The sequence below is a fragment of the Nocardioides sp. genome (genome assembly GCF_024509035.1).
In the GTDB taxonomy this organism is placed as follows: domain Bacteria; phylum Actinomycetota; class Actinomycetes; order Propionibacteriales; family Nocardioidaceae; genus Nocardioides.
Window position 1 is genome coordinate 13,825 of the sequence record NZ_JANINT010000019.1, and the last position, 26,240, is coordinate 40,064.

The window sequence follows — 26,240 nt, forward strand, 5'->3', positions numbered from 1 at the left end:
TAGGGTGGGGACCATGGCGACCCGTACGTCTTCCCCGCCGGGGTCGCGGAGCAAGAGCACGTCTCGCACAGGCTCGAGCACCCGATCCCGGAGTACCAGCCCGCAGCGCAAGCCTGCCCCGAAGAAGTCCACGGCCACGAAGTCGACCCGAGGATCGTCGACGCGCGGCTCCAGCGGACGGTCGCGGAGCAAGGCCAGCACCCGGCGTCCCGCCGCTCGGCCCGCTCCTCGGGCCGTGCGCACCGGGCCCGGCCCGGTCGCGCGCTTCTTCGGGCTGGTCTGGCGCGGGATCTCCGCGGTCTGGCTCGGCGTCGCCCACGGCGTGGGCGCGGTCGCCCGGGGCATCGGGCACACCGCCCGCGACCTCGAGCCGGCGCACCGGCGCGACGGCGCCGGGCTAACGCTGCTCGGCGCCGCGGTCGTCGTAGCCGCCGCCGTGTGGTGGCAGCTCCCCGGGTCGGTCATGGACGGCGCCCGGACCGTCGTCGAGGGCTCCGTCGGCAAGGTCGGGTTCCTCGTGCCGCTCGCGCTGCTCTACGTCGGGTGGCGCACGATGCGCGACCCCGAGCACAACGGCCCGGCGGGTCGGCAGGTCGTCGGCTGGTCGGCGTTCGCGCTGGGTCTGCTCGGCATCGTCCAGATCGCCGGCGGCAACCCCCAGCCCGAGCTCGGCGACACCAGCGACCTGCGCACCGCGGGCGGCGCGATCGGATACGTGGTGGCCAGCCTGCTGCTCGACCTGCTCCGCTCGGAGTACGTCGTGATGCCGCTGCTGGCGCTGCTCTCGTTCTTCGGGATGCTGATCATCACCGCGACCCCGCTCTACCAGGTCCCGGCCAAGCTCGCGCACACTCGCGACCGGCTGCTCGGCCGCGAGGTCGGCGAGGATCCGGACGCCACCCAGGCGATGCCGACGGTCCGCGGTCGCCGCCACCAGCTGCACGACGACGAGATCGACCCGGACATGGGCGACCCGGCGTACGACAGCCCGGTCCTCGCCGACCGCGAGCTGAAGAAGCGGCGCAAGAAGGCGACCCCGGAGCCCGACACCGACACCGACGCCGGCATCGATCTGTTCGCGCCGACCGAGGTGACGCCCGCCGTCCCCGACGCGCCCGTCGACGACCACCACGACCTCGAGCCACCGCCGCACGCGCCGCTCCCGGCCCGCGTCGAGCAGCTGGAGCTCTCCGGCGACATCGCCTACGTCCTGCCGCCCAACGAGGTGCTCAAGCCCGGCTCGCCGCACAAGCCGCGGTCCAAGGCCAGCGACGCGGTGGTCGACCGGCTCACCCAGGTGCTCGACGAGTTCGGCATCGACGCGCAGGTCACCGGCTACACCCGCGGCCCGACGGTCACCCGCTACGAGGTCGAGCTCGGCCCCGCGGTGAAGGTCGAGAAGGTCACCGCGCTGTCGAAGAACATCGCGTACGCCGTCGCATCGGCCGACGTGCGCATCCTCAGCCCGATCCCCGGCAAGTCCGCGATCGGCATCGAGATCCCCAACACCGACAAGGAGATCGTCTCCCTCGGCGACGTGCTGCGGTCGAACACGGCCCGCTCCGACCACCACCCGATGGTCGCCGGGCTCGGCAAGGACGTCGAAGGCGGGTTCGTCGTCGCCAACCTGGCGAAGATGCCGCACCTGCTCGTCGCGGGCGCCACCGGATCGGGAAAGTCGAGCTTCATCAACTCGATGATCACCTCGATCCTGATGCGGTCCACGCCCGACGAGGTCCGGATGATCATGGTCGACCCCAAGCGGGTCGAGCTGAACGCCTACGAGGGCGTGCCGCACCTGATCACGCCGATCATCACCAACCCGAAGAAGGCCGCCGAGGCGCTGGCCTGGGTCGTGCGCGAGATGGACATGCGCTACGACGACCTGGCCAACTTCGGGTTCCGCCACATCGACGACTTCAACAAGGCAGTCCGGGCCGGCAAGGTGCAGGTCCCGCCGGGCAGCGAGCGGGTGCTGTCGCCCTACCCCTACCTGCTGGTGATCGTCGACGAGCTCGCGGACCTGATGATGGTCGCCCCGCGCGACGTCGAGGACGCCGTCGTCCGCATCACCCAGCTCGCCCGCGCGGCCGGCATCCACCTGGTCCTCGCGACCCAGCGACCCTCGGTCGACGTCGTGACCGGTCTGATCAAGGCCAACGTCCCCTCGCGGCTGGCGTTCGCCACCTCGAGCCTGGCCGACAGCCGGGTGATCCTCGACCAGCCCGGCGCCGAGAAGCTGGTCGGTCAGGGTGACGGGCTGTTCCTGCCGATGGGTGCCTCCAAGGCGGTCCGTGTGCAGGGCTCCTGGGTCACCGAGGCCGAGATCCACCAGGTCGTCAAGCACTGCAAGACCCAGCTCGAGCCGTCGTACCGCGAGGACGTCACCGCTCCTGCCGCAGCCAAGCGCGACCTCGACGACGACATCGGCGACGACATGGACCTGGTGATCCAGGCCATCGAGCTCGTCGTGTCGACCCAGTTCGGCTCGACGTCGATGCTGCAGCGCAAGCTCCGGGTCGGCTTCGCCAAGGCCGGCCGCCTGATGGACATCCTCGAGAGCCGGGGCGTGGTCGGGCCGAGCGAAGGCTCCAAGGCCCGCGACGTGCTGGTCAAGCCCGACGAGATCGACTCCGTGATCGCGACCCTCCAGGGGGAGATGTGAGCATCCTCAGCACTGACCTGCAGGAGACCTCGGGCGCCGAGCGGGCGCCGGTCGAGGTCCGCGTCGACGCCCGCCTCGCCGCGCCGGTCGGCGGCCTCGCGGCACTCGTCGCGATCGCCTACCTGTCGCGGGCGATCGGTGGGGGAGGGTGGCTCGACTGGGTCCTCGCCCTCGTCACCGGCGCCATCGCGGCCGCCCACCTGCAGTCGCTGGTCGACGCCCGGGTGCCGCTGCTCGTCGTCGACGAGCAGGGCGTGCGGCTGCGCCGCCGCGGCACCTGGCACGGGCTCCCGTGGGACGACATCGAGTGCCTCGAGCACGAGCCTCGGCGCGGGATGCTCCACGACGGCCGGCTGGTGCTGGTGCCCCGCGATGCCGATGCTCCGGTGCTGTCGGTGCCACTCTCGCTGTCGACGCGGGTCGTCGGCGCCGAGGAGGGGCTGACCGAGGCGCTCGCCGACCTCGCGCCGCACAGCGACCAGGTGGTCGAGACGGGTCCGGACGTGGCCCTCGACGCGCCCGCCGACGACACGTCCGACGCGTGGGACGACCAGGCCGATGACGCTCTCGACGCGTGGGAGGACGAGCCCACCGACGAGCACACCGAGGACGACGAGCCGGCCCGCCACGACGACGAGCCGCACCACCCCGTGCTCCACGACCCGCGACCCGCGCTGGCGCGCGGCATCGGCTTCCTGGCCGCCCGCCTGCGGCTGACGCCCGGCGTTCCGGCGGGTGACGACGCGCCGGCACTGGACCCCGGTCCGGAGCCGACCGTCGCGCTGCCGATGGTGGCCAGCGCGACGCCGCTCCCGCTGCGCGACCCGGTCACGGCCACCCGCGCCGAGGTCCGCTTCGAGGGCGCCGCGGCGCTGGCGGCGGACCCGGCGGACGACGACGCGGCCACGAGCACCTGGCTGCCCGAGGCCGCCGAGCTGCGCCGCGGCGACCACCTGGTGATCGACGACCTCGCCGTCGACGCTGCGTTCGCCGTCGAGCCGGCCCTGGAGCCGGCCCTGGACCCGGTGATCGGGCCCGAGCTGGCCGCGGCCCGCTCCCGGCTCGCGCTGAGCGTCGACCAGCTGGCCGAGCGCACCCGCATCCGCCCCCACGTGATCGAGTCGATCGAGGTCGACGACTTCGCCCCGTGCGGCGGTGACTTCTACGCCCGCGGCCACCTGCGCACGCTCGCGCGGGTGCTCGGCGTGGACGCGGCGCCCCTGCTGACGGCGTACGACGAGCGCTATGCCGACGCCCCGATCGACGCCCGACGGGTCTTCGAGTCCGAGCTCGCGACCGGCGTGGACGGACCGATCCGCAGCACGCGCGGCGGGCCGAACTGGTCGGTGCTGGTCGCCGCGGTGATGGCCATCGTGCTGGCCTGGTCGATCGCGCGGCTGGTGATGGACAGCCCGGTCTCCCTGGACCACAAGCCGGTGCTCAACGGCTCGCCGTCCAGCGCCGCGAAGGTCGGCCCGCCGGTGCCCGTGGTGCTCACCGCCGCCGCCGGGGGCGCGCACGTCAAGGTCTTCGACGCGACCGGAGAGGTCGTCTTCGCGGGTGACCTCGCGTTCGGCGACTCCAAGACGCTCAAGGCGTCGCCGCCGGTGCGGGTGCAGTCCTCGGACGGCGCGCTCCAGGTCCGCATCGACGGGCGCGACCGCGGTGCGCTCGGCGAGGAGGGACAGCCCGCGCAGAACACCTTCGCGGCGAGCACGGACTGAGACCCGGACCGGGTCGCGTTTCGACGTGACCCGGCTCGGTTGACATACTCGACGACGACCATGACGACTGACTCGACATCCGCCCCTGCCCGCGACCTGCTGTCGGTGGCGATGGTGACCCTCGGCTGCGCACGCAACGAGGTCGACTCCGAGGAGCTCGCCGGCCGGCTCGAGGCCGACGGCTTCCGGCTCGTCGACGACCCCGCCGACGCCGACACGGTGGTCGTCAACACCTGCGGATTCGTCGAGGCCGCCAAGAAGGACTCGGTCGACACCCTCCTCGAGGCCGCCGACCTCAAGGAACACGGTCGCCCGCAGGCCGTCGTGGCCGTCGGCTGCATGGCCGAGCGCTACGGCAAGGACCTGGCCGCCTCGCTGCCCGAGGCCGACGCCGTGCTCGGCTTCGACGACTACCCCGACATCGCCGCCCGGCTCCGCTCGATCGTCGCGGGCGAGGCGCACGAGGCCCACACGCCGCACGACCGACGCACGCTCCTGCCGATCACGCCGGTCGAGCGGTCGCTCTCGACCACGCCGGTTCCCGGCCACGCGTCCGGTCCGGCGTCCGTACGACGACGCCTCGACCCCGGCCCCACCGCGGCGCTCAAGCTCGCGAGCGGCTGCGACCGGCGGTGCTCCTTCTGCGCCATCCCGGCCTTCCGCGGCTCGTTCGTCAGCCGCCGCCCCAGCGACGTCCTGCAGGAGGCCCGCTGGCTGGCCGAGCAGGGCGTGCGCGAGCTGTTCCTGGTCAGCGAGAACTCCACGTCCTACGGCAAGGACCTCGGTGACCTGCGGCTCCTCGAGACGCTGCTGCCCGAGCTGGCGGCCGTCGACGGCATCGCCCGGGTCCGCGTCTCCTACCTGCAGCCGGCCGAGACCCGCCCCGGGCTCATCGAGGCCATCGCGGGCACGCCGGGCGTCACGCCGTACTTCGACCTGTCCTTCCAGCACGCCAGCGCCTCGGTGCTGCGCCGGATGCGCCGCTTCGGTGACCCCGAGAGCTTCCTGGCCCTGCTCGAGCAGGTCCGCGCGATCGCTCCGACCGCGGGCGTGCGCAGCAACGTCATCGTGGGCTTCCCGGGGGAGAGCGAGGAGGACCTCGAGACCCTGTGCGACTTCCTGGTCGCCGGGCGCCTGGACGTCACCGGGGTGTTCGGGTACTCCGACGAGGACGGCACCGAGGCCGCCACCTATGACGGCAAGCTCGACGAGGACGAGGTGCGGGCTCGCGTCGAGCACGTGACCGCCCTGGTCGAGGAGCTGACCTCCCAGCGCGCCGCCGAGCGGATCGGCGAGGAGGTCGAGGTGCTGGTCGAGCGCGTCGACGAGGACGCCGACGAGCAGTCGGTGGAGGAGGGTCGCGCCGCCCACCAGGGCCCGGAGGTCGACGGCTCGACCTACCTCGTCGATCGCGGGCCACAGGTCGGGGACCTGGTGCGCGCAGTCGTCGTCGACAGCGACGGCGCCGACCTGTTCGCGAGGGCGCTGTGATGTCCGAGGTGCAGACGCAGCCGAGCAACTGGAACGTCCCCAACGTCCTGACCTCCCTGCGGATCGTGCTCGTCCCGTTCTTCGGCTGGGCCCTCCTGGTCGACGGCGGCGAGTCGATGTCCTGGCGCGTGGTGGCGTACGTCGTGTTCGTCGTCGCGATGATCACCGACAAGATCGACGGTGACCTGGCGCGCAAGCACAACCTGGTGACGAACTTCGGCAAGATCGCCGACCCGATCGCGGACAAGGCGATCACCGGCATGGCCTTCATCGGGTTGTCGGTCGTCGGCGACGTGTGGTGGGCGGTGACGATCGTGGTGCTCGTGCGCGAGTGGAGCGTCACCTTGCTGCGGCTGTCGATCCTGAAGAAGGTCGTGATCGCCGCCGCCGACCTCGGCAAGCTCAAGACCACCTTCCAGGCGCTGGCCCTCGGCGCGCTCACCCTGCCGCTGCGCGACCCCGACCTGCCCGGGTGGGCCGAGACGCCGGGCGACATCCTGTTCTACGTCGCGCAGCTCTGCCTCGCCGTTGCTGTCGCCCTGACGCTCTGGTCGGGCTGGGAGTTCTTCCACGGCGTCTGGAAGCAGCGTCACCAGCTCCGCACCGCGTAGGAGCCAGCTCCTCGCCCGAACGTCGAGACCTGCCCGAAGAAGGGACCCGGTCTCGGCGACTTGTGCCGTTGCCGAGACGGCCCCGATCGGCAGTCTTTGCGGTGGACATCCTCTGGTGGCCGAACTGTTACGTCATGGGCACTTGGACTCTGGATTTCTTCCTCTCACGTGGGGTTGAGTACCGGCACCACCCTTTCTCCTCTTCGAAAGGTCATCTCAGTGCCCTCTAGTAGTTCTCGGACGCGAAGGGGCATGCGTGCCCTCTCCGTCACCGCCGGGCTCGCGCTCCTCGCGACGTCCACCACGCTGATCAGCACGCCGGCCAACGCGGCCGACCCCGTCGACGTCAACATCCTCGGGATCAACGACTTCCACGGACGCATCAAGTCCAACGGGGTCGAGGCGGGCGCTGCGGTCCTTGCCGGTGCCGTCGACCAGATCCGGACGGCTCACCCGAACACCATCTTCGCCGCCGCCGGCGACCTGATCGGGGCTTCGACCTTCGAGTCCTTCATCGCCCACGACAAGCCGACCATCGACGCGCTCAACGAGGCCGGACTCGAGGTCTCCTCCGTGGGCAACCACGAGTTCGACCAGGGCTACCGCGACCTCGTCGACCGCGTCATGGCGCCGGCCTCGGCGAGCAACCCCGACGGTGGCGCGGCCTGGAAGTACATCGGCGCCAACGTGAAGATGAAGGCGTCCGGCAACCCCGCCCTCGACCCGACCTACGTCAAGGACGTCGGCGGCGTGCAGGTCGGCTTCATCGGAGCCGTGACCGAGCACCTGCCCGAGCTCGTGTCCCCGGGCGGCATCGCCGACATCCAGGTGACCGACATCCCGACCGCGGTCAACGCCGAGGCCAACGCGCTCGAGGCGGACGGTGTCGACGTCATCGTGCTGCTCGTCCACGAGGGTGCCCCGAACACCGACTGCGCGACCATGGACGACGACCCGACCTCCGACTTCGGCAGCATCGTCACCGGCGTCAACGACAAGGTCGACGCCATTATCTCCGGCCACACGCACCTGGCCTACAACTGCAAGTTCCCGGTCGCCGGCTGGGCCGGCCGCCCGGTCACCGAGCGCCCGGTCGTCTCCGCGGGCCAGTACGGCTACAACCTCAACCAGCTCGACATCTCCGTCGACCCGGCCAGCGGCCAGGTCCTCAAGATCGACCAGAGCATCCTGCCGCTGACGACCAAGCAGGCCGACGGCACCTACAAGGCCAACTACCCGGTCGACGCGGCCACGAAGAAGATCGTCGACGACGCCGCCGCGAAGGCCGACGTCCTCGGCGCCGTGCCGCTCGGCGACATCGCCGGTCCGTTCAAGCGGGCGTCGCGGCCCAAGGCCGACAACAGCGGCACCGAGGAGAACCGCGGTGGCGAGTCCACCCTCGGCAACCTCGTCGCCGAGGCCCAGCGGTGGGCCACCGAGTCCCCGACGGCGGGCGGCGCGCAGATCGCGTTCATGAACCCCGGCGGCCTCCGTGCCGACATGCTCGGCAACGGCGACGCCTACCCCAAGGAGCTCACGTACAAGCAGGCCGCCAACGTCCAGCCGTTCGCCAACACCTTGGTCAACATGGACATGACGGGCACCCAGATCAAGGCTGCTCTCGAGCAGCAGTGGCAGCCGGCCGGCTCCTCGCGGCCGTTCCTGCGCCTCGGTGTCTCGAAGGGCTTCAGCTACACCTACGACCCCGTCGCAAAGACGGTCACCGAGATGTGGCTCGACGGCAAGCCCGTTGCCGCGGACAAGACCTACTCGGTCACGGTGAACTCCTTCCTCTCCACCGGCGGCGACAACTTCGCGGCGTTCGCCACCGGCACGAACAAGCAGGACACCGGCAAGACGGACCTGCAGGGCATGGTCGACTTCATGGCCGAGTTCGCCTCGGACAAGGCGCTCCCGGTCGACACCAGCCAGCACGCGGTCGGCGTGGCGTTCCCGGCCGGCGCGCCTGCGGCGTACCACCCGGGCGACACCGTGGCCTTCACGCTGTCCTCGCTGGCGATGACCGGTGCCGGTGACGTCCAGGACTCCTCGGTGACGATCTCGCTGGGCGACAAGGTGCTCGGCACCGCTCCGGTCGACAACACCGTCGCTCCCGGCGCGCCCGACGACGAGGCCGGCACGGCCTCGGTGAGCGTCACGCTGCCCTCCGCGGTCGGCGCTCGCGAGCTGCGCGTCACCGGCGACAAGTCGGGCACCACCGTGCTGGTCCCGGTGATGGTGAAGAAGGCCGGCTCCACGGTCACCGCGACCGTGTCGCCGAAGACGATCGTCGCGAAGAAGACGCGCGCCACGGTCTCCGTCGAGGTGAGCAGCCCGTCCGGCGCATCTGGCAAGGTGCTCGTGCGGGTCGGCGGCCAGAGCCAGACCGTCAAGCTGACGGACGGCCGCGCCTCGGTCGAGCTGGCCGCGTTCCACAAGGCCGGCAAGAAGACCGTCACGGTCCGCTACCTCGGCAACGCCACGACGAAACGATCCATCACCACGGTGAAGATCACGGTCGTCAAGTAGCAAGCACCACCTCGTTCTCGGGGCCCGTCGTGAGGCGGGCCCCGGGAACGGGCTCAACCCCTCACCCCCTCGGAAGGTTCCCCATGTCCACGACGCCTCGGGCGTCGCGGCGAGGCCTGGCGGTCGCCGCCACCCTCGCCGCGGCGGTCACCGGTCTCACGCTGGCCCCGCTCCCCACCGCCCAGGCCGCGAGCACCGGCCTGGTCATCAGCGAGGTCTACGGCGGCGGAGGCAACTCCGGCGCCACCCTCACCCACGACTTCATCGAGCTCTACAACCCCACCTCCGCGCCGATCAGCGTCAACGGCATGTCGGTGCAGTACCGCAGCAGCGGCTCCACGAGCGCCGCCACCGGCGTGACCCCGCTGAGCGGCTCGGTCCCGGCCGGTGGCCACTACCTGATCCAGGAGGCCGTCGGCACTGGCGGTACGACGGCGCTGCCCACCCCGGACGCGACCGGCACGATCGCGATGAGCGGGTCGGCCTTCACCGTCTGGCTGGCCACCGGCACGACCGCCCTGAACCCGGCCGCCGACGGCACCGCCGTACGCGACGGGATCGTCGACCTGGTCGGTGTCAACAGCAACACCTTCGAGACCGCCAAGGCCGCCGGGCTGAGCAACACCACCTCCAGCAGCCGGACCAAGGCCGACAACGACAACAACGCCGACGAGTTCACCGCCGGCGCCCCCGACCCGCAGGCCGCCGGTGGCACCACCGAGCCCCCCGCGGACGAGCCGACCGAGGCCACGATCGCCGAGGTCCAGGGCACCGGCGACACCTCGCCGCTCGTGGGCAAGACCGTCGTGACCCAGGGCGTCGTGACCGCGGCGTACCCCACCGGCGGCTACAACGGCTTCTACATCGAGACGCCCGGCGACCCCGACACCCCGGGCGCCTCGAGGTCAGCGAGTTCAACCAGACCACCGAGATCACGCCGGCCGCGGCCGACGTGGTCGTGCTCGACACCCCGCTCGGCACGGTCAGCCCCTTCGCGGCGCCGTGGAGCGAGCTCGACACCGCGGCGGAGAAGGAGTCGCACGAGGGTGAGCTGATCGCCCCGCAGGGTGCCTTCACCGTCAGCGACAACTACGACACCAACTACTACGCCTCGTTCACGCTGGCAGCCGGTGACCACCCGCTGGTGCAGCCCACCGACATCGTGGACGCCCAGAACACTGCCGCGGTGGCCGCCGTCCAGGCCGACAATGCGGCGCGCGCGATCACGCTCGACGACGGGGCGAGCATCAACTTCAACTCCGCCGCCAACAAGGGCACCCCGCTGCCGTGGCTCTCGCAGGACAACCCGGTGCGCATCGGGTCGTCGGTGGAGTTCCACCAGCCGCTCGTGCTCGAGTTCCGCAACAGCATGTGGAACCTGCAGCCCACCCACCAGGTGACCGGTGCGGGCACGGACGTCGCGACCTTCAGCAACACCCGGACCGCGGCTCCCGAGGCCGTGGGCGGCGACATCCGGCTGGCGACGTTCAACGTGCTCAACTACTTCCCGACGACCGGCGCCGACTACGAGGCCGCCGGCCTGGGGACCTGCACGTACTACAACGACCGCGCCGGCAACCACATCACGGTCAACCGCTGCGGGACCGACGCCTCGCCCGGTCCGCGCGGGGCGGCCGACGCCGCCAACCTGGCGCGCCAGCAGGCCAAGATCGTCGCCGCGATCGACCACCTCGGCGCGAGCATCGTCTCGCTGGAGGAGATCGAGAACTCGGTGAAGTTCGGCCTCGACCGGGACCACGCCGTCGCCACGCTCGTCGACGCCCTCAACGCCGACGCGGGCGCGGGCACCTGGGCCTACGCGCCGTCGCCCGCCGCGGCCGACCTGCCGGCCCTCGCCGAGCAGGACGTCATCCGCACGGCGTTCATCTACAAGCCCGCCGACGTCACGCTCGTCGGCCCGTCGCGCGTGCTCACCGGCTCGGCGCCGTTCGCCGACGCCCGCGAGCCGCTCGCCCAGGGCTTCAAGGCCACCGGTGCGCCCGACTCCGACGCGTTCGCGGTGATCGTCAACCACTTCAAGTCCAAGGGCTCCGGCGTCGACGACGGCACCGGCCAGGGCAACGCCAACCCCGACCGCGTCGCCCAGGCCGAGGCGCTCAGCGACTTCGCCGACCAGGTGGCCACCGACCTCGACACCGACGCGGTGTTCCTGACCGGCGACTTCAACTCCTACACCCAGGAGGACCCGCTGCAGGTGCTGTACGCCGACGGCTACGACAACCTCGAGTCGACGACCGACCCGCAGGAGACGACGTACAGCTTCGACGGGCTCGCCGGCTCGCTCGACCACGTGCTCGCCAGCCCGGCGGCCGCGGCCATGGTGACCGGCGTCGACATCTGGAACATCAACGCCGACGAGTCGATCGCGTTCGAGTACAGCCGCTACAACTACAACGCGACCGACTTCTACGCACCCACGCCCTACCGGGCCTCCGACCACGACCCGGAGGTCGTCGGCATCGACCTGCCGGCGATCGGTCCCAAGCCCTCGACGGTGAGCGCCGAGGACGTCACGGTCGTCTACAGCAAGGAGCGCCCGGAGATCCCGGTGACCGTCACTGCGGACGGTGTCGTGCCGACCGGCACGGTCGAGGTCCTCGACGGTGATCGGGTCCTCGGAACTGCCACCTTGTCGGACGGTTCTGCCGTCGTCGTCCTGCCGAAGAAGTCGCTCAAGCGTGGGACGTATGAGCTGACGGTGAGCTACGCCGGTGACGACGCCGTCGCGGGCGGCACCACCACGGTGACCGTGCGCGTCACCAACCCCGCCGGGCACTGATCACGACGTTGACCCGCCCGAAACTTTCGGGCGGGTCAACGTCCACGCAGGTCGAACGCCGCGCGCACGAGGGCCAGGTGACTGAACGCCTGCGGGAAGTTGCCGATCATCCTCGTGTGCGCGGCGTCGTACTCCTCGGGAAGGAGCCCGACGTCGTTGGCCAGGCCGCAGAGCCGGTCGAAGAGCGCGTGCGCGTCGTCGGTGCGGCCGGCGCGGGCGTACGCCGACACCAGCCAGAACGAGCACGCCAGGAACGGGTGCTCACCGCCGGGCAGGCCGTCGACGCCTGACTCGGTGCGGTAGCGCAGCACCAGCCCGTCACGGACCAGGTCCTCCTCGACGGCGCGGATGGTGCCCAGCATGCGCGGGTCGTCACCGGCGACGAAGCCGATCTGGGGGAGCACCAGCAGCGAGGCGTCGACCTCGGTGGTGTCGTAGTGCTGGACGAACGTCCCGCGCCCGGCGTCGTAGCCGCGCTCGAGGACCTCGGCGTGCACGGTGTCGCGCAGCTCGCGCCACTCCTCGACCGGCCCGTCGAGGTCGAAGTCCTCGACGGCCCGCACGGCGCGGTCGAACGCCGCCCACACCATGGCCTGGGAGTGGGTGAAGTGCTGCTGGGGCCCGCGGATCTCCCACAGCCCGTGGTCGGGCTGCTGCCAGGTCCTGGCCAGGCTCTCGATCAGCGCGCGCTGCAGCGCCCACGCGCTCCTGTCGGCGTGCCCGGTCGCCTGGCGGACCTGCTCGAGGGCGATCATCACCTCGCCGAGCACGTCGAGCTGGCGCTGGAGGGACGCGCCGTTGCCGATGCGCACCGGCCGCGAGTCGGCGTAGCCCGGCAGGTGGGGGAGGTCCAGCTCGGTCAGGCGCCGGCTCCCGTCGACCGCGTAGACGATCTGCAGGTCGCCGGGGTCACCGGCCACGGCGCGCAGCAGCCAGCCACGCCACAGCTGGGCCTCGGCGGTGTAGCCCGCCTCGATCAGGGCGCCGATGGTGAGCGCCGCGTCGCGCAGCCAGCAGAACCGGTAGTCCCAGTTGCGCTCGCCGCCAGGGTCCTCGGGCAGGGACGTCGTCGGCGCTGCGACGATGCCGCCGGTCTGGGCGTCGGTGAGCAGGCGCAGCGTCGACAGCGAGCGGCGCACGAGGTCGGGGTGCGGCATGTCGCTGCGGCAGCGCTCGGCCCACCGCTCCTCCTCCGCGATCGCGGCCGCGACGCGCTCGTCGATCGCGCCGAGGCCGCGGAGCGGCACGTGCGAGGGCAGCCAGGTCGTGGAGAAGGTGAGCACGGCGCCCTCGGCCACGTCGAACTCGTCGCTGTGCCGGTGGTCGCTGGCCCGGGGGAGCCGCGGTCCACGCAGCACGAGCCGGTCGGGGCCGCCGATCGCGGTGATCACCGCCTCGCCGTCGACGGTCTCGCGGCGCACCCACGGCACGATCGCGCCGTAGTCGAGCCGGACGATCCACTCGTGGCGCATCCGCACCGTGCCGCGCACGCCACGCACCCGGCGGACCACGTCGGCGCGGCCGTCGTACGGCGGCATCACGTCGGTGAGCGCCACGACCCCGTCCGGGGTCGTGAAGGTCGTCTCGAGCGCCGACGACGCGCCGACGTAGCGGCGGCTCACCTCGTAGTCGCCCACCGGGCACAGCTGCCAGTGACCGTGCTCGTCGGTGCCGAGCAGGCCGGCGAAGCAGGCCGAGGAGTCGAAGCGCGGCAGGCAGAGCCAGTCGATGGACCCGTTGGTGCCGACGAGTGCACCGGTCTGCCGGTCGCCGATGAGTGCGTAGTCCGCGATCGGGAGCGCCATGGTTGCGAGGCTAGCCTTGCCCGTGTGACGCCCCCCTCGCACGAGCCCGAGCTGCTCACCCGCGTGCACCTGCTGCTGCGCGCCGGCGGCAGCACGATCGCGACGGCCGAGTCGTTGACCGGAGGGCGGCTCTCGGTGGCGCTCACCGACGTCCCCGGCGCTTCGGAGACCTACCTCGGCGGCGTGGTGACCTACGCGACCGAGATCAAGGCGTCGTTGCTCGAGGTCGACCAGTCGATCATCGACCAGCACGGCGTGGTGTCCGCCGAGTGCGCGCGAGCCATGGCCTCGGGCGTGCGGGCGCTGATGGGCGCGACGTACGGCCTCTCGACGACGGGCGTCGCGGGGCCGACCGAGCAGGAGGGCAAGCCGCCGGGCACGGTCTTCGTCGGGATCGCCGGGCCGGGCCTGCTCGAGGCGGTCGCGCTGGAGCTCAGCGGGGACCGCGGCGCCATCCAGGCGCGCACCTGCCAGGAGGCGTTCGAGGCGCTCGAGGCGGTCCTGCGGCGGGAAGAAACGTCCCTCCGGTAGCGTTGTTCGCACACAGCTCGACCCGGCAACGACCCAGGAGGCGCGCATGGTGCTGTTCCGTCGGCTTCTCGGCGACGTGCTCCGCGACCTGCGCATGCAGCGCGGCATGACGCTGCGCGAGGTCTCCGCCGAGGCCCGGGTCAGCCTGGGCTACATCTCCGAGATCGAGCGCGGCCAGAAGGAAGCCTCCTCCGAGCTGCTCGCCTCGCTGTGCTCGGCACTCGACGTGCCGCTCTCGGACGTGCTGCGCGAGGTCTCCGACGCGGTCGCCCTCGAAGAGGCCGCCGCGGCGCTCGCGGTCGTGCCCGCCGCCTGAGCCCGTCTCAGTCGGCCGGCGTCGCCCGCCGGGGCTGGCAGGACGGGCACCAGTACGCGATGCGCTCCCGGCCCGGCTCGCCGAGCTGGTCGTGGACGATCGTCGTCCGGCACCGCAGGCAGCGCTCGCCCGAGCGTCCGTAGACCCACAGGCTCCGGCCCCGGCGCTTGTCGCCGGTGGTGCAGATCTGGGGCAGGTGCCGGTTCTGGTCGAGCATCGAGCGCGCCAGCCGGACCATGCGCAGCGGGTCGGCGACCACGGCCACCGGGTCCCGCGGGTCGTAGCCGGTGAGGAAGCACAGCTCGGTGCGGTAGATCGTGCCGATGCCGGCCAGGTTGCGCTGGTCGAGCAGCGCTTCGCCCAGGGGCCGGCTCGGGTCGGCGGTGAGCCGGCGGACCGCCTCCTGGTCGTCCCAGTCGGGCCCCAGCAGGTCGGGACCGAGGTGTCCGACGAGATCGTCCTCCCGCTCGCGGGGCACCAGGTCGACGACGCCGAGCTGGAACCCGACGGCGCTGCGGGTGCCGACGTCGAGCACCACGCGCGCGAGGTGGGCGGGCTTGCTCCACCGTTCGCCGGGCCGGTAGACGCGCCAAGAGCCCTCCATCTTGAGGTGGGTGTGCAGCGTCCAGTCCTGGTCGTGACGGATGCGGGTGAGCAGGTGCTTGCCGCGCGAGACGGTCTCGAGGACCGTGCCGCCGGAGAGGTCCGCCGTGGCGTGCTGGGGCACCCGCAGGTCGGTGCGCACCAGTCGATGTCCGTCGAGGGCCCGGCGCAACCGCTCGGCGGTGCGCCAGACGGCGTCTCCCTCAGGCACCGGCGACCGTCCGCAGCCGCAGGCCCTTGGGAGTCGCGACGAACCCGGCCGCCTGCAGGGCCTCGCGCAGCGGCGTCGAGCCGGATCCGAGCAGCTGCTCGCCGTCGGCGCGCTCGACGGTCATCCGGCCCAGCGAGCCGCGGCGGGCGGCCTCGGCCAGCGAGGCGGCGGCGGGCGCGAGGAGCTCGGCGTCGTCGGACCACGTCAGCAGCGTGCGGCCACCGCGCTCGACGTACATCGTGAGGACGCCGTCGACGAGCACCACGATCGCGCCCGCCTTGCGGCCGGGGCGGTGACCGCCCTCGCTGTCCGGCCACGGGAGCGCTGCGCCGTAGGGGTTGGCGGGGTCGGTGGCGGCCAGTGCCACTGCGGTGGGCTTGGCGTCGGGCGGCACCTCGGAGAACGTGCGGAGCCGGTCGACAGCGCCGGCCGTGCCGAACTGCGCCGCACCCAGCCCGGCCACGAAGTAGCCGCGCCGGCAGCGTCCGGAGTCCTCGAAGGCGGAGAGCACCTTGTAGACGGCGGCGAACCCGCCCGGCACCCGCTCGCTGACGACGGCTCCGCGCGTGACGACGCCGTGGCGCTCGAGCATGCGCTCAGCCGTGGCGTGCGCGCGTCGGGTGGCGTCGGTGTCGATCGTGGGCAGCAGCGCCCACCGGCCGGCGGTCTCGGGCGGGCCTGTGCGCAGCGGTCGGCCGACGCGTGGTGGCGGCCGCCGGGTGCGGTGGGCGGGGGTGCCGGAGCGGGTGAGCGCGCGCAGCGGCGTCAGCGTGTCGTTGCTGATGCGGCCGGCCCAGACGAGGTCCCACAGCGCCGTGGACAGCGCGCTGTCGTTGGTCGATCGCACGGCGTCGGAGAGCTGGCGGAAGAACCAGGCACCACCAGGGGCGAGGGCGTCGAGGACCGCCTGGTGCAGCTCGGAGTGCTCGAACGGCTGGGGCTCGGGGAGCGTGAGGTGCGCCTGGTCGGCGAGGTGGAGCGACACCCAGCCGTCGGAGCCGGGCAGCGCCGCGTGGCCGGCCCACACGACCTCGCCGGAGGCGGTGAGCTCATCGAGGTAGGACGGCTCGTAGCCGCGCACCCGGGAGGCGAGCACGAGCGGCTCGAGCGCGGAGGCGGGCACGGCGCACCCTGCGAGCTGGTCGATGGTCGTGAGGACGCCGTCGACGCCACGACGCCCCCGACCGGTGGAGCCCGTGGCGACCTGCTGCCACGCGCCGAGGAACCGACCGAGTGCCTCCGGCTCGACCGGCTCGATCTCCTGGCGCAGCCGCGCCAGCGAGCGACGCCGCAGCCGGCGCAGCACCTCGGCGTCGCACCACTCGGCGCCCGCGCCCGAGGGGCGGAACTCGCCGTCGAGGACGCGACCCTGGGCGGCCAGCCGCTGCAGGGTCTGGCGCACCACGGCCGCGCCCAGGCCGAGCCGCGCGGCGACCTCGTCGGCGGTGAAGGGGCCGTGGGTGCGGGCGTGGCGGGAGACCAGGTCGGCCAGGGGGTCGGCCACCGGCTCGGCGAAGACATCGGCGACCCCCGGCGGCACCGGGACACCGAGCCCGTCGCGCAGCCGGCCGACGTCCTCGACCGCGGCCCACCGCTCCTCGCCGGCCATCCGGACCTGCACCAACCGGCGGCTCTCGGCGAGCGCATCGAGCCAGGCGGGTACGTCGGCGTCAGGCACGCTGCGGGCCGACACCTCGTCGGTGCTGAGCGGTCCGATCAGCCGGACCAGGTCGACCACGCCCTCGGGGTCGCGGGCGCGCCGGTCGGGAGCGAGCCGTTGGAGCTCGGCCTCGACCTCGGCGAGCACCTCGGGGTCGAGCAGCTCGCGCAGCTCGGCCCGCCCGAGCAGCTCGGCGAGCAGACCCTGGTCGAGCGCGAGGGCCGCGGCTCGGCGCTCCGCGATGGGGGAGTCGCCCTCGTACATGAACTGGGCGACGTAGCCGAACAGCAGGCTGCGGGCGAACGGCGAGGGCGACTGGGTCGAGACGTCGACGACCTGGATCTCACGTCGGTCGACCCCACGCATCAGGGCGAGCAGCGAGGGTAGGTCGTAGACGTCCTGGAGGCACTCGCGCACCGCCTCCAGCACGATCGGGAACGAGGGGTACTTGGCGGCGACCTCGAGCAGGGCGGCCGAGCGCTGCCGCTGCTGCCACAGCGGCGAGCGCCGGCCCGGGTCGCGACGGGGGAGCAACAGCGCCCGAGCGGCACACTCGCGGAACCGGGAGGCGAAGAGCGCGGAGCCGCCGACCTCGGTGGTGACGATGCCCTCGATCTCGTCGGCGTCGAACACGATGACCTCACCGCTGGGCGGCTCGGCCTCGGTGTCGGGGATGCGGATGACGATGCCGTCGTCGGAGGCGACGGCCTGGCCGTCGACGCCGTAGCGCTCGCGCAACCGGGCGTTGATCGCCAGCGCCCACGGCGCGTGCACGGGTGTGCCGTAGGGGGAGTGGACCACCAGGCGCCAGTCGCCGAGCTCGTCGCGGAAGCGCTCGACGAGCAGCGTGCGGTCGCTCGGCAGCACGTTGGTGGCCTCGAGCTGCTCGTGGAGGTAGGTGAGCAGGTTGCCGGCGGCGTACTCGTCGAGTCCGTCGCGTACGGCGCGAGCGGTGGCCTGCTCGCGCGGCAGCGCCACCAGCTCGCGGGTGAAGGCGCCGATCGCCGCGCCCAGCTCGGCCGGGCGGCCGAGCGCGTCACCCTTCCAGAACGGCAGCCGGCCGGGGATGCCAGGCGCCGGGGTCACCAGCACCCGGTCGTGGGTGATGTCCTCGATGCGCCAGCTGGTCGCTCCGAGCGCGAAGATGTCGCCCACACGCGACTCGTAGACCATCTCCTCGTCGAGCTCGCCGACCCGGCGACCGGGGCCGGTGCCGCCGACGAGGAAGACGCCGAACAGGCCGCGGTCGGGGATGGTGCCGCCGCTGGTGACGGCCAGCCGCTGGGCGCCGGGCCGGCCGGTGAGCATGCCGGTGACGCGGTCCCAGACGATGCGCGGGCGCAGCTCGGCGAACTCGTCGGAGGGGTACCGCCCGGCGAGCAGGTCGAGGGTCGCGTCGAAGGCGCTGCGCGGCAGCTGGGTGAAGGGGGCGCTGCGTCGGACGAGGTCGAAGAGCTCGTCGACTCCCCAGGCGTCCACGGCCGTCGCGGCCACGACCTGCTGGGCGAGGACGTCGAGCGGGTTGGCGGGGACCCGCATCGACTCGATCGCGCCGGTGCGCATCCGCTCGACGGCGACTGCGGTCTGGGCGAGGTCGCCGCGGTGCTTGGGGAACAGCACTCCACGGGAGACCTCGCCGACCTGGTGGCCGGCGCGGCCGACCCGCTGCAGCGCGCTGGCCACGCTGGGCGGGCTCTCGATCTGGACGACCAGGTCGACAGCGCCCATGTCGATGCCGAGCTCGAGGCTGCTGGTCGCGACCACGCAGGGCAACCGGCCGCGCTTGAGGTCGTCCTCGATCAGCGCGCGCTGCTCCTTGGACACCGAGCCGTGGTGGGCCTTCGCGATCACGGTCTCGGCGCCCTCGGTCTGCCCCGACTGCGCCATCACCTGGGCGGGGCTCGATCCGCCCTCGGCCAGCTCGCCACCGGCCCGCTCCGTGGCGATCTCGTTGAGCCGGGCTGTGAGCCGCTCGGCCAGCCGGCGGGAGTTGGCGAAGACGATCGTGGAGCGGTGCTGCTCGACGAGGTCGACGACCCGCTCCTCGACGTGCGGCCAGATCGACTGGGCGCGCTGGGGATCCTCGTCGTCCTCGTCGTACTCGCCCGGAGCCGTCATGTCCTCGACCGGGACGACGACGCGGAGGTCCCACTGCTTCTCGCTCGGGGGCGCCACGATCTCGACGGGGGCGGTGCCTCCCAGGAACCGCGCGACCTCCTCGAGCGGTCGCACGGTCGCGCTCAGCCCGATGCGCTGGGCGGGCCGCTCCAGCAGCGCGTCGAGGCGCTCGAGGCTGACGGCGAGGTGGGCGCCGCGCTTGCCGCCGGCGACCGCGTGGACCTCGTCGACGATGACGGTCTCGACGCCGCGCAGGGACTCGCGGGCCTGGCTGGTGAGCATGAGGAACAGCGACTCGGGCGTGGTGATCAAGATGTCCGGTGGCGCCGTCGTGAGCTTGCGCCGGTCGGCCGCGGCCGTGTCGCCGGAGCGCACGCCGACCCGCACGTCCGGCACCGGGGTGCCGAGCCGGTCGGCGGTGTGGCGGATGCCGGTCAGGGGCGCGCGGAGGTTGCGCTCGACGTCGACGCCGAGAGCCTTGAGCGGGGAGATGTAGAGGACGCGGCAGCGGTGGCGCTTGTCCTCAGGCGGCGGGGTGGTCAGCAGCCGGTCGAGGCTCCACAGGAACGCGCTGAGCGTCTTGCCGGACCCGGTCGGGGCGACCACGAGCGCGTGCCGCCCGGCGCCGATCGCCTCCCACGCGCCCTCCTGGGCAGGCGTGGGCGTCGCGAACGCCGCACCGAACCAGGTGCGGGTGGGCTCGCTGAAGCGGTCGAGGGCTGGCACCCGACCATCTTTGCTCACGGCACCGACAACGGGCGCGGGCCGGCGTCAGCGGGGCGGCAGGTGGAGCCTCGGCACCGCCGGCTCGCCGACGAGCGGCATCGGCACCGGTCGCGGGCCGTGCGGGCGCACGTGCGGGATCGGGACCGGGGGGAGCCCGCGCGGTCGGGCGTGCGGCATCGGCACGGGACGGCTGGGGCCGGGGAGGAGCAAGGGGTGGGGAGCGGGCCGCGGGGTCGCCGGGAGTGTGGCCCGAGGTGTGACCGGCGCCGGGGTCGGGGTCGACGGCGTCGACGGCGGCGTCGGGGCGGCGGACTGGGCGCCCGCGGAGACGCCAGGGGCGAGCACGCCCACGGCGAGGACCAGCGCAGCGAGCGCAGGCAGCCTCCTCATGTGACCGATCGTAGCTCCGGGGCGGCCTGCTGAGGGGCCACTCGCGCGCCGGTCGAGCCGCCCGGCCACTGGACGACGAGCACCGTCCCGAGCACGAGGGCGCCGCCGAGCGCCTGCTGGAGCGACAGGGACTCGCCGAAGACCAGAGCGGCGCTCGCGACCGTCACGACCGGCTCGACGATCGACAGCAGCGCCGCCACCGACGGACCGACCCGGGCCAGCCCGGCGAAGAACAGCAGGATCGCGCCGACGGTGCTCACCAGGGCGATCAGCGCCAGCCAGAGCCACCCCTGGGCCGCGAAGCCGAGATCGGGTACGCCGTGCACGGCCGACCACACCCCGAACGTGCCGAACGCCCCGCAGCACACGAGGGTGGCGAAGGCCAGCGGGTCGGCGCCGGCCACCCGGTCGCCGACGAGGATGTAGCAGGTGTAGACGACCGCCGAGCCCAGGGCGCACGCCGACCCGGCGAGGTCGAAGCTGCCCGATGAGGCGCCGCCGAGCACAAGCGCGACTCCGCCGAGCGCGACGACCACACCGAGCGAGCGCCGCCGGGTCGCGCGCTCGCGGCGGGTGAGCACGGCCATCACCATCACCAGCAGCGGGTAGACGCTGAAGACCAGCGCCACCTGGGAGGCGTCGACCCGGGTCAGCGCGGCGAAGTACAGCCCCGCCTGCAGGGCGTAGCCGACCGCCCCCATCAGCAGTCCGGCGACGACCGCCTGCCGCCCGAGGCCGCGCAGCCGCCCGCGGGCCTGCGCGATGAGGAGCAGCAGCAGGCCGGCGAGTCCGAACCGGACGAGCAGGAGGGCCTCGAGGGAGACGCCGTCGTCGTACGCGAGCTTCGCGAAGACCGCCATCACGCCGAACCCGACGGCGGAGAGGAGGCACGCGATCGATCCCATGCGTCCAGTGTCCGGGCCACCATTGTTCAGGTCCATCGCGAATGTCTGCGGTCAATTGTTCAGTTATCGTGAACAGATGATCGACCTCCGCAGGCTCCGGCTGCTCCGCGAGGTCCACGTGCGGGGCACGCTGCACGCAGCGGCCGAGGCGTTGGGGTACACGCCGAGCGCGGTCTCCCAGCAGCTCTCCGTGCTCGAGCGCGAGGCGGGGGCGCCGCTGCTCGAGCGGGTGGGGCGCAAGGTCCGGCTCACCGAGGCGGGGCAGGTGCTGGTGGTCCACGCCGACGCGCTGCTCGAAGGCGTCGACGCGGCCGCCGCCGAGGTCGCGGCCGTGAGCGCGGGTCGGCTGGCCGGGGTCGTCCGGGTCGCGGCGTTCCAGTCGGCGTTCCTGCGGATCGTGGCCCCCACGGTCGCCGCGCTGGCCGAGCAGCACCCGGCGATCCGGGTGGAGGCCACCGAGCGCGAGGTCGAGCAGGGCGTGCCCGAGCTGCGGCTGCACCGGCTCGACGTCGTCGTCGGCGACGAGTACGAGGACCAGCCCCGAGCGATCCATCCCGAGCTGCAGCGCGAGGTCGCCCTGCGCGAGCGGATCACCATCGTCCTGCCGGCGGGTCACCCTCTGGCGGCCGCGCGGCGGATCCGGCTGGCGGACCTCGCCGACCTGCCGTGGGCCGCGTGCCAGCCCGGCACCGGCCACCACGAGATGCACCTGCGGGCCTGCCGCCAGATCGGCGGCTTCGAGCCCGACATCCGCTACACCTCCGACGACTTCCTGATCCTGCTGGAGATGGTGCGTACGACGGGCGCCGGCGCGTTGCTGCCCGACCTGGTCGTCGGGTTCGACCCGCCCGGTGTCGTCGCCCGGCCGTTCGCCTCCGGCGGCGTCGGGCGCGAGGTCTTCCTGCTCACCCGGCGTTCGCGGACGCCCACCGTGCAGGCGGTCGTCGACGGGTTGGTCGTCGCCGCGGGTGCAGCTGCGCCGGCGCGCTGAGGCGCGGCGTGTTGGCGACGCGCGCGCCGCTGTGGCCGGTAGGAACGGGAGATGCCTTCTCGGAGACGACCCGCCCGATGACGACCACCGACTACGACGCGTTCGCCACGGCGTACTCGATCGAGAACGAGTCCAACCTCTTCAACGCCCACTACGAGCGCCCTGCGATGCTGGGCCTCGCTGGTGACGTCGAGGGGCGGCGGGTCCTCGACGCCGGGTGCGGCTCCGGCCCGCTGACGGCGCAGCTCCGAGCACGAGGAGCCGTCGTGAGCGGGTTCGACGCCAGCGCTGCGATGGTGGACCTGGCGCGGCAGCGACTGGGGCAGGACGCCGACCTGCGGGTCGCGGACCTCGCCGCTCCGCTCCCGTACGCCGATGGCGAGTTCGACGACGTCCTCGCCTCCCTGGTGCTGCACTACCTCGAGGACTGGACCCGGCCGCTCGCCGAGCTGCGTCGGGTGCTGAAGCCCGGCGGCCGCCTGCTGGTGTCGGTGAACCACCCCGGCGCGTACCCGATCGTGCACCCCGACGGCGACTACTTCGCGGTGACGGAGTACTCCGAGGACTACACGTTCGACGGCCAGGTGGTCTGGTTGACGTTCTGGCACCGACCGCTCCACGCGATGACCGACTCCTTCGCGCGCGGCGGGTTCCGGATCGTCAGCCTGAGCGAGCCGCCGCCGGCACCCGACGCCCCGGTGGAGGTGCTGCCACCGGGTCTGCGGCCCGGGCAGTCGTTCCTGTGCTTCCTGTTCTTCGTCCTCGAGGCCGTCTGACCTCGCACGTCGGTCGCGTCGTGGCGCGGGTCACCCCCTGGCGCCCTGACGACCCCGAGCATGATGGAGGCATGGGACTGCTGCGCGTGGTGCTCAACGTCGTCTGGCTGGTCTTCGGAGGCATCTGGCTCGCCCTGGCCTACGTGGTCGCCGGTGTCATCTGCTGCATCCTCGTCGTCACGATCCCCTGGGGCATCGCGTCGTTCCGGATCGCCAACTACGTCCTGTGGCCGTTCGGTCGCACGGTGGTGAGCAGGCCGACGGCCGGTGTGGGATCACTGCTCGGCAACGTGGTCTGGATCCTCGTCGCCGGCATCTGGCTGGTGATCGGCCACATCGTCACCGCGATCGCGCAGGCGGTGACGATCATCGGGATCCCCTTGGCGATCGCGAACCTCAAGGTCATCCCCGTGACCCTGGCGCCCCTGGGCAAGGAGATCGTCCCGAGCGACCGGCCGTTCGTGACCGCGTACGGCGCCTACCGGCCGTCCTAGGAGCTTTCTCGAGCAGCGTCGTCGCCAGGCAGCCGCCCGATCTCGACGACCGCACGCCCCGAGCGCGGGCAGCACCAGGTCGCGCGGCTGTCGACGACGACCGGCGTCATCGGATGGTTGTCGGGATGCTCGGGGCACCGCGGCCAGTTCGTGGGCCGGCGGGCCGCGCAGAGCTCCTCGACCGCCCACTCCTGCACCTGGTCGGCGAGGTGGACGACCTGCTCGGCCGGCGGCAGCGCGGTGTCGAGCCAGACGCCCGTCCCCGAGCCGTCGGGCGCCCAGAGGCATGCCGACTCGGCGCCCGGCCAGTCCTGCCAGTCGGAGGGCTCCACGCGCGGAGCGGGGATGTCCGTCAGGTCGTGCAGGATGCGGTCGAGAGCCCGCCCCAGGTGCTCACCGAGCCTGCGCTCGTCACTCACGGGTGCATCAGAACCCGACGGCTGCCGTCGGCGCCACGTCGGTGCGCATCGCCCGCCACAGCTCGCGTACGGCGCCGGGCCGCTGCTCGGCGACGAGACCGGCCCGCTGCTGGGCGAGCAGGTTGCCGCCGCCGAGGTAGGCCGCGCCGAGCACCGCGACGTCGAGGGCCAGGTCGGCCGCGGCGTCGGTGCGCTCGACGCTGGCTGCACCGGCGGCGTCGGCGACGAGGCGCCAGGTGCCGTCGTTCCAGGGAGCGGCCGTGTCGGCGACCTGCACGACGACGTCGCACGGCGCGGTCCACGCGCGGTCCTGCAGCGCGGCGGGCAGGTCGACCAGCCGCACCCAGAGCCCGTCGTACACCCCGACGTCGGAGGCACCGCGCGGCCCCCCGGCCCAGGAGAGCAGCGGGTCGTCAGCGCCGACCGCGCCGACCTTGACCGAGGACACCAGGTCGAAGTCGACGATGCGCCGCATCAGCGCCAGGCGTGCCGCCGGCTCGCCGACGACGGCCCAGACCTCCAGCGAGCTGGCCGGCCGCGCCTTCTCCCACTTCTCGTGGCGGCGGAACAGCGCGCACCCGACGTCCACGCCGTCGCGCTGGGCGAACAGCACCCGCCAGGGCTCCTTGCCGCGCAGGTGCTCGGGCAGCTGGAGGCAGATGCGCTCCCAGTAGCCGAGGTCGCCCACGACCGCACCGAGGTCGGCCTGGGCCAGGAAGCACTCGCGCAGCCGGGCCGGCACGCCGTCGTCGGCGACCGAGACCATCCGGGTGGTGAGGGCGCCGGCCGCCTCGTCGAGGTGGGGGGCCGTCATCGTCGTGCCGCGTCCCAGCGAGACCTCGAGCTCGAGCGACGCGAGGCCGTAGCCGTGGCGGCCGTAGATGGCCGGCTCGCTCGCGTGCAGCGCCGAGACGTGCACGCCCTCGGCACGCGTCTGCTCGAAGTGGTGGCGCAGCATCGCGGTCAGCACTCCCTTGCGCCGCTGGTCGGGGTGGACGCCCACCCAGGTCAGCCCGGCGCACGGGACCTGGCGCAGACCTGCGTCCGGGCCCGGGATCGACAGCGTCATGGGGTAGACGCCGTAGACGCCGGCGTACGTCGACGGGTCCGCGTCCGGCACGTCGACGGCGAAGCGGTGCTCGGGTGCGAGGCCGGTGAGCTGCAGGTCGGTCGGCGCCGCCGGGACCTCGGCGAACCAGACGAGCTGGTCGGTGGCGAGGTAGCGGTCGGCGTCGGTGGCGCGGCCCACCTGGATCGGATCGGTGCTCATGGCCTCAAGCCAACCGCTCGGCGCGGGCCCGCAACAACCGGATTGATTTACGCTCGCCGGCGTGACGGCCCCCCACCAGCTCTCCCGCGCCGACGCACGCCGGATCTCGGTGCGAGCGCAGCTGCTCGACGTCGCGCGGCCGACCGACGTCACCGAGGTCCTGCGGCACCTGACGATGCTGCAGCACGATCCGATCAGCGCGGTCGCGCCGAGCGCCGACCTGGTGCTGTGGAGCCGGATCGGCTCGGCGTACGACCCCGGCGAGCTGCGCGACGCCCTCGACGAGCAGCGGGTCATCGACCTCCACGGCCTGCTCCGCCCGGCCGAGGACCTCGCGCTGTTCCGTGCCGAGATGGCGCAGTGGCCCGGCGCCGGCGAGCTGCGCGAGTGGCAGGAGCAGCGCGTGGCGTGGGTCGAGGCCAACGAGGCGTGCCGCCTCGACCTCCTCGCGCGGCTGCGCGCCGACGGCCCGCTGCCGGTGCGGGACCTGCCCGACACCTGCGAGGTGCCGTGGGGAAGCAGCGGGTGGACGAACAACAAGAACGTCCAGCGGATGCTGGGTTTCATGGTGCAGCGCGGCGAGGTCGCAACGGCCGGCGGCTGGGGCAAGGACCGGCTCTGGGACCTCGCCGAGCGCGTCTACCCCGACGACCCGGTGCCGCCGGTCGAGGAGGCCGACCGGATCCTCCGCGAGCGGCGGCTCCGTGCGCTCGGCATCGCTCGGCCGCGCGTCGCCGAGGCGCCCGGAGAGCCCTACGCCGTGGGCGACGCCGGCGAGCCGGCCGTGGTCGAGGGAGTCAAGGGGGAGTGGCGGGTCGACCCGTCGTACCTCGACGGCGGCCCGTTCGAGGGTCGCGCCGCGCTGCTGTCGCCGTTCGACCGCCTCGTCGCCGACCGCAAGCGGCTGGCCGAGCTCTTCGAGTACGAGTACCTGCTGGAGATGTACAAGCCTGCGGCGAAGCGGCGTTGGGGCTACTACGCGCTCCCCGTCCTGTACGGCGACCGCCTGGTCGGCAAGCTCGACGCGACCGCCGACCGGGCGGCCGGCGTGCTGCGAGTGACGGCCCTGCACGAGGACGAGCCACTCACCGCCGAGATGCGCGCGGCGGTCGATGCCGAGATCGGCGACCTCGCCCGCTGGCTCGGACTCGAGGTCTCGGCGACCTAGCTCCGGTGCGACGCACCTGACGCATCTGTCGTGCTCG

The 26,240-nt window shown here is 72.8% G+C and carries 20 protein-coding genes; 13 read left to right on the forward strand and 7 right to left on the reverse strand.

Annotated elements, in window-relative coordinates; genetic code table 11:
- Positions 1 to 13 precede the first annotated feature (13 nt).
- The 7 genes from Q0L15_RS02035 to Q0L15_RS02065 all read left to right on the forward strand — a co-directional run bounded on the left by Q0L15_RS02035 (position 14) and on the right by Q0L15_RS02065 (position 11,820).
- Positions 14 to 2,665, forward strand: a complete 2,652-nt coding sequence (locus Q0L15_RS02035) for a DNA translocase FtsK (protein WP_296601889.1) — start codon at positions 14 to 16, stop codon at positions 2,663 to 2,665.
- Positions 2,662 to 4,389, forward strand: a complete 1,728-nt coding sequence (locus Q0L15_RS02040; protein WP_296601890.1) for a helix-turn-helix domain-containing protein — start codon at positions 2,662 to 2,664, stop codon at positions 4,387 to 4,389. Before Q0L15_RS02035 ends, Q0L15_RS02040 begins: the two co-directional genes overlap by 4 nt.
- Positions 4,390 to 4,449: 60 nt before the next feature.
- Positions 4,450 to 5,880, forward strand: a complete 1,431-nt coding sequence (gene rimO / locus Q0L15_RS02045) for a 30S ribosomal protein S12 methylthiotransferase RimO (RefSeq protein ID WP_296601892.1) — start codon at positions 4,450 to 4,452, stop codon at positions 5,878 to 5,880.
- On the forward strand, positions 5,880 to 6,491 hold the full coding sequence (gene pgsA / locus Q0L15_RS02050; protein WP_296601893.1) for a CDP-diacylglycerol--glycerol-3-phosphate 3-phosphatidyltransferase: 612 nt from the start codon (positions 5,880 to 5,882) through the stop codon (positions 6,489 to 6,491). The genes rimO and pgsA overlap by 1 nt, the downstream gene beginning before the upstream one ends.
- Positions 6,492 to 6,743: 252 nt before the next feature.
- Positions 6,744 to 9,020: a bifunctional UDP-sugar hydrolase/5'-nucleotidase gene (locus tag Q0L15_RS02055; RefSeq protein ID WP_296601894.1), complete on the forward strand. Its 2,277-nt coding sequence runs from the start codon at positions 6,744 to 6,746 to the stop codon at positions 9,018 to 9,020.
- An 83-nt stretch (positions 9,021 to 9,103) separates the two neighbouring features.
- Entirely contained in the window at positions 9,104 to 10,075 is a 972-nt protein-coding gene (locus Q0L15_RS02060; protein WP_296601895.1) for a lamin tail domain-containing protein, read from the forward strand.
- Positions 9,979 to 11,820, forward strand: a complete 1,842-nt coding sequence (locus tag Q0L15_RS02065; RefSeq protein ID WP_296601896.1) for an ExeM/NucH family extracellular endonuclease — start codon at positions 9,979 to 9,981, stop codon at positions 11,818 to 11,820. The genes Q0L15_RS02060 and Q0L15_RS02065 overlap by 97 nt, the downstream gene beginning before the upstream one ends.
- Positions 11,821 to 11,855: 35 nt before the next feature.
- On the opposite strand, the gene Q0L15_RS02070 is transcribed toward Q0L15_RS02065, so the two are convergent.
- Positions 11,856 to 13,625, reverse strand: coding sequence for a glycoside hydrolase family 15 protein (locus tag Q0L15_RS02070; RefSeq protein ID WP_296601899.1), 1,770 nt, complete (start codon positions 13,623 to 13,625; stop codon positions 11,856 to 11,858).
- Positions 13,626 to 13,649: 24 nt separating this feature from the next.
- Here Q0L15_RS02070 and Q0L15_RS02075 point away from each other — a divergent pair, with 24 nt between their 5' ends.
- A complete protein-coding gene (locus tag Q0L15_RS02075; RefSeq protein WP_296601900.1) occupies positions 13,650 to 14,156 on the forward strand; it encodes a CinA family protein in 507 nt (168 codons plus the stop codon).
- A 46-nt stretch (positions 14,157 to 14,202) separates the two neighbouring features.
- Complete coding sequence (locus Q0L15_RS02080) at positions 14,203 to 14,472, forward strand: helix-turn-helix transcriptional regulator (RefSeq protein ID WP_296601901.1); 270 nt, start codon at positions 14,203 to 14,205, stop codon at positions 14,470 to 14,472.
- A gap of 7 nt (positions 14,473 to 14,479) precedes the next feature.
- Here the strand turns inward: Q0L15_RS02080 and Q0L15_RS02085 are convergent, their stop codons facing one another.
- From Q0L15_RS02085 to Q0L15_RS02100, 4 genes are read right to left on the reverse strand one after another with little or no spacing between them, the layout of a single operon-like run.
- Positions 14,480 to 15,286, reverse strand: coding sequence for a DNA-formamidopyrimidine glycosylase family protein (locus Q0L15_RS02085; protein WP_296601902.1), 807 nt, complete (start codon positions 15,284 to 15,286; stop codon positions 14,480 to 14,482).
- Complete coding sequence (locus Q0L15_RS02090; protein ID WP_296601904.1) at positions 15,279 to 19,790, reverse strand: ATP-dependent helicase; 4,512 nt, start codon at positions 19,788 to 19,790, stop codon at positions 15,279 to 15,281. The genes Q0L15_RS02085 and Q0L15_RS02090 overlap by 8 nt, the downstream gene beginning before the upstream one ends.
- A 45-nt stretch (positions 19,791 to 19,835) precedes the next feature.
- The gene (locus tag Q0L15_RS02095; RefSeq protein WP_296601905.1) at positions 19,836 to 20,180 is read right to left on the reverse strand and encodes a hypothetical protein; all 345 of its coding nucleotides are present in this window, start codon (positions 20,178 to 20,180) and stop codon (positions 19,836 to 19,838) included.
- The gene (locus Q0L15_RS02100; RefSeq protein WP_296601906.1) at positions 20,177 to 21,085 is read right to left on the reverse strand and encodes a DMT family transporter; all 909 of its coding nucleotides are present in this window, start codon (positions 21,083 to 21,085) and stop codon (positions 20,177 to 20,179) included. The genes Q0L15_RS02095 and Q0L15_RS02100 overlap by 4 nt, the downstream gene beginning before the upstream one ends.
- Before the next feature lie 76 nt (positions 21,086 to 21,161).
- Between Q0L15_RS02100 and Q0L15_RS02105 the strand changes: the two genes are divergently transcribed.
- From Q0L15_RS02105 to Q0L15_RS02115, 3 genes are all read left to right on the forward strand, one after another.
- Positions 21,162 to 22,076 carry a LysR family transcriptional regulator gene (locus Q0L15_RS02105; RefSeq protein WP_296601908.1) on the forward strand — a complete coding sequence of 305 codons (915 nt, stop codon included), beginning with the start codon at positions 21,162 to 21,164 and terminating at the stop codon, positions 22,074 to 22,076.
- A gap of 77 nt (positions 22,077 to 22,153) precedes the next feature.
- Positions 22,154 to 22,852, forward strand: a complete 699-nt coding sequence (locus tag Q0L15_RS02110; RefSeq protein WP_296601910.1) for a class I SAM-dependent methyltransferase — start codon at positions 22,154 to 22,156, stop codon at positions 22,850 to 22,852.
- Between the two features lie 80 nt (positions 22,853 to 22,932).
- The gene (locus tag Q0L15_RS02115) at positions 22,933 to 23,346 is read left to right on the forward strand and encodes a YccF domain-containing protein (RefSeq protein WP_296601955.1); all 414 of its coding nucleotides are present in this window, start codon (positions 22,933 to 22,935) and stop codon (positions 23,344 to 23,346) included.
- Here the strand turns inward: Q0L15_RS02115 and Q0L15_RS02120 are convergent.
- Positions 23,343 to 23,765, reverse strand: a complete 423-nt coding sequence (locus Q0L15_RS02120; RefSeq protein WP_296601912.1) for a hypothetical protein — start codon at positions 23,763 to 23,765, stop codon at positions 23,343 to 23,345. The genes Q0L15_RS02115 and Q0L15_RS02120 overlap by 4 nt on opposite strands.
- Before the next feature lie 7 nt (positions 23,766 to 23,772).
- The gene (locus Q0L15_RS02125) at positions 23,773 to 25,035 is read right to left on the reverse strand and encodes a GNAT family N-acetyltransferase (protein WP_296601914.1); all 1,263 of its coding nucleotides are present in this window, start codon (positions 25,033 to 25,035) and stop codon (positions 23,773 to 23,775) included.
- A gap of 61 nt (positions 25,036 to 25,096) precedes the next feature.
- On the opposite strand from Q0L15_RS02125, the gene Q0L15_RS02130 reads away from it, so the two are divergent.
- On the forward strand, positions 25,097 to 26,203 hold the full coding sequence (locus Q0L15_RS02130; protein WP_296601915.1) for a crosslink repair DNA glycosylase YcaQ family protein: 1,107 nt from the start codon (positions 25,097 to 25,099) through the stop codon (positions 26,201 to 26,203).
- Positions 26,204 to 26,240: the final 37 nt, after the last annotated feature.

Coding starts and splice junctions, on each gene's coding strand:
- Q0L15_RS02035 (WP_296601889.1), top strand. CDS start 14: ATGGCGACCCGTACGTCTTCCCCGCCGGGGTCGCGGAGCAAGAGCACG.
- rimO (WP_296601892.1), top strand. CDS start 4,450: ATGACGACTGACTCGACATCCGCCCCTGCCCGCGACCTGCTGTCGGTG.
- pgsA (WP_296601893.1), top strand. CDS start 5,880: ATGTCCGAGGTGCAGACGCAGCCGAGCAACTGGAACGTCCCCAACGTC.
- Q0L15_RS02055 (WP_296601894.1), top strand. CDS start 6,744: ATGCGTGCCCTCTCCGTCACCGCCGGGCTCGCGCTCCTCGCGACGTCC.
- Q0L15_RS02060 (WP_296601895.1), top strand. CDS start 9,104: ATGTCCACGACGCCTCGGGCGTCGCGGCGAGGCCTGGCGGTCGCCGCC.
- Q0L15_RS02070 (WP_296601899.1), bottom strand. CDS start 13,625: ATGGCGCTCCCGATCGCGGACTACGCACTCATCGGCGACCGGCAGACC.
- Q0L15_RS02080 (WP_296601901.1), top strand. CDS start 14,203: ATGGTGCTGTTCCGTCGGCTTCTCGGCGACGTGCTCCGCGACCTGCGC.
- Q0L15_RS02095 (WP_296601905.1), bottom strand. CDS start 20,180: ATGAGGAGGCTGCCTGCGCTCGCTGCGCTGGTCCTCGCCGTGGGCGTG.
- Q0L15_RS02100 (WP_296601906.1), bottom strand. CDS start 21,085: ATGGGATCGATCGCGTGCCTCCTCTCCGCCGTCGGGTTCGGCGTGATG.
- Q0L15_RS02105 (WP_296601908.1), top strand. CDS start 21,162: ATGATCGACCTCCGCAGGCTCCGGCTGCTCCGCGAGGTCCACGTGCGG.
- Q0L15_RS02110 (WP_296601910.1), top strand. CDS start 22,154: ATGACGACCACCGACTACGACGCGTTCGCCACGGCGTACTCGATCGAG.
- Q0L15_RS02125 (WP_296601914.1), bottom strand. CDS start 25,035: ATGAGCACCGATCCGATCCAGGTGGGCCGCGCCACCGACGCCGACCGC.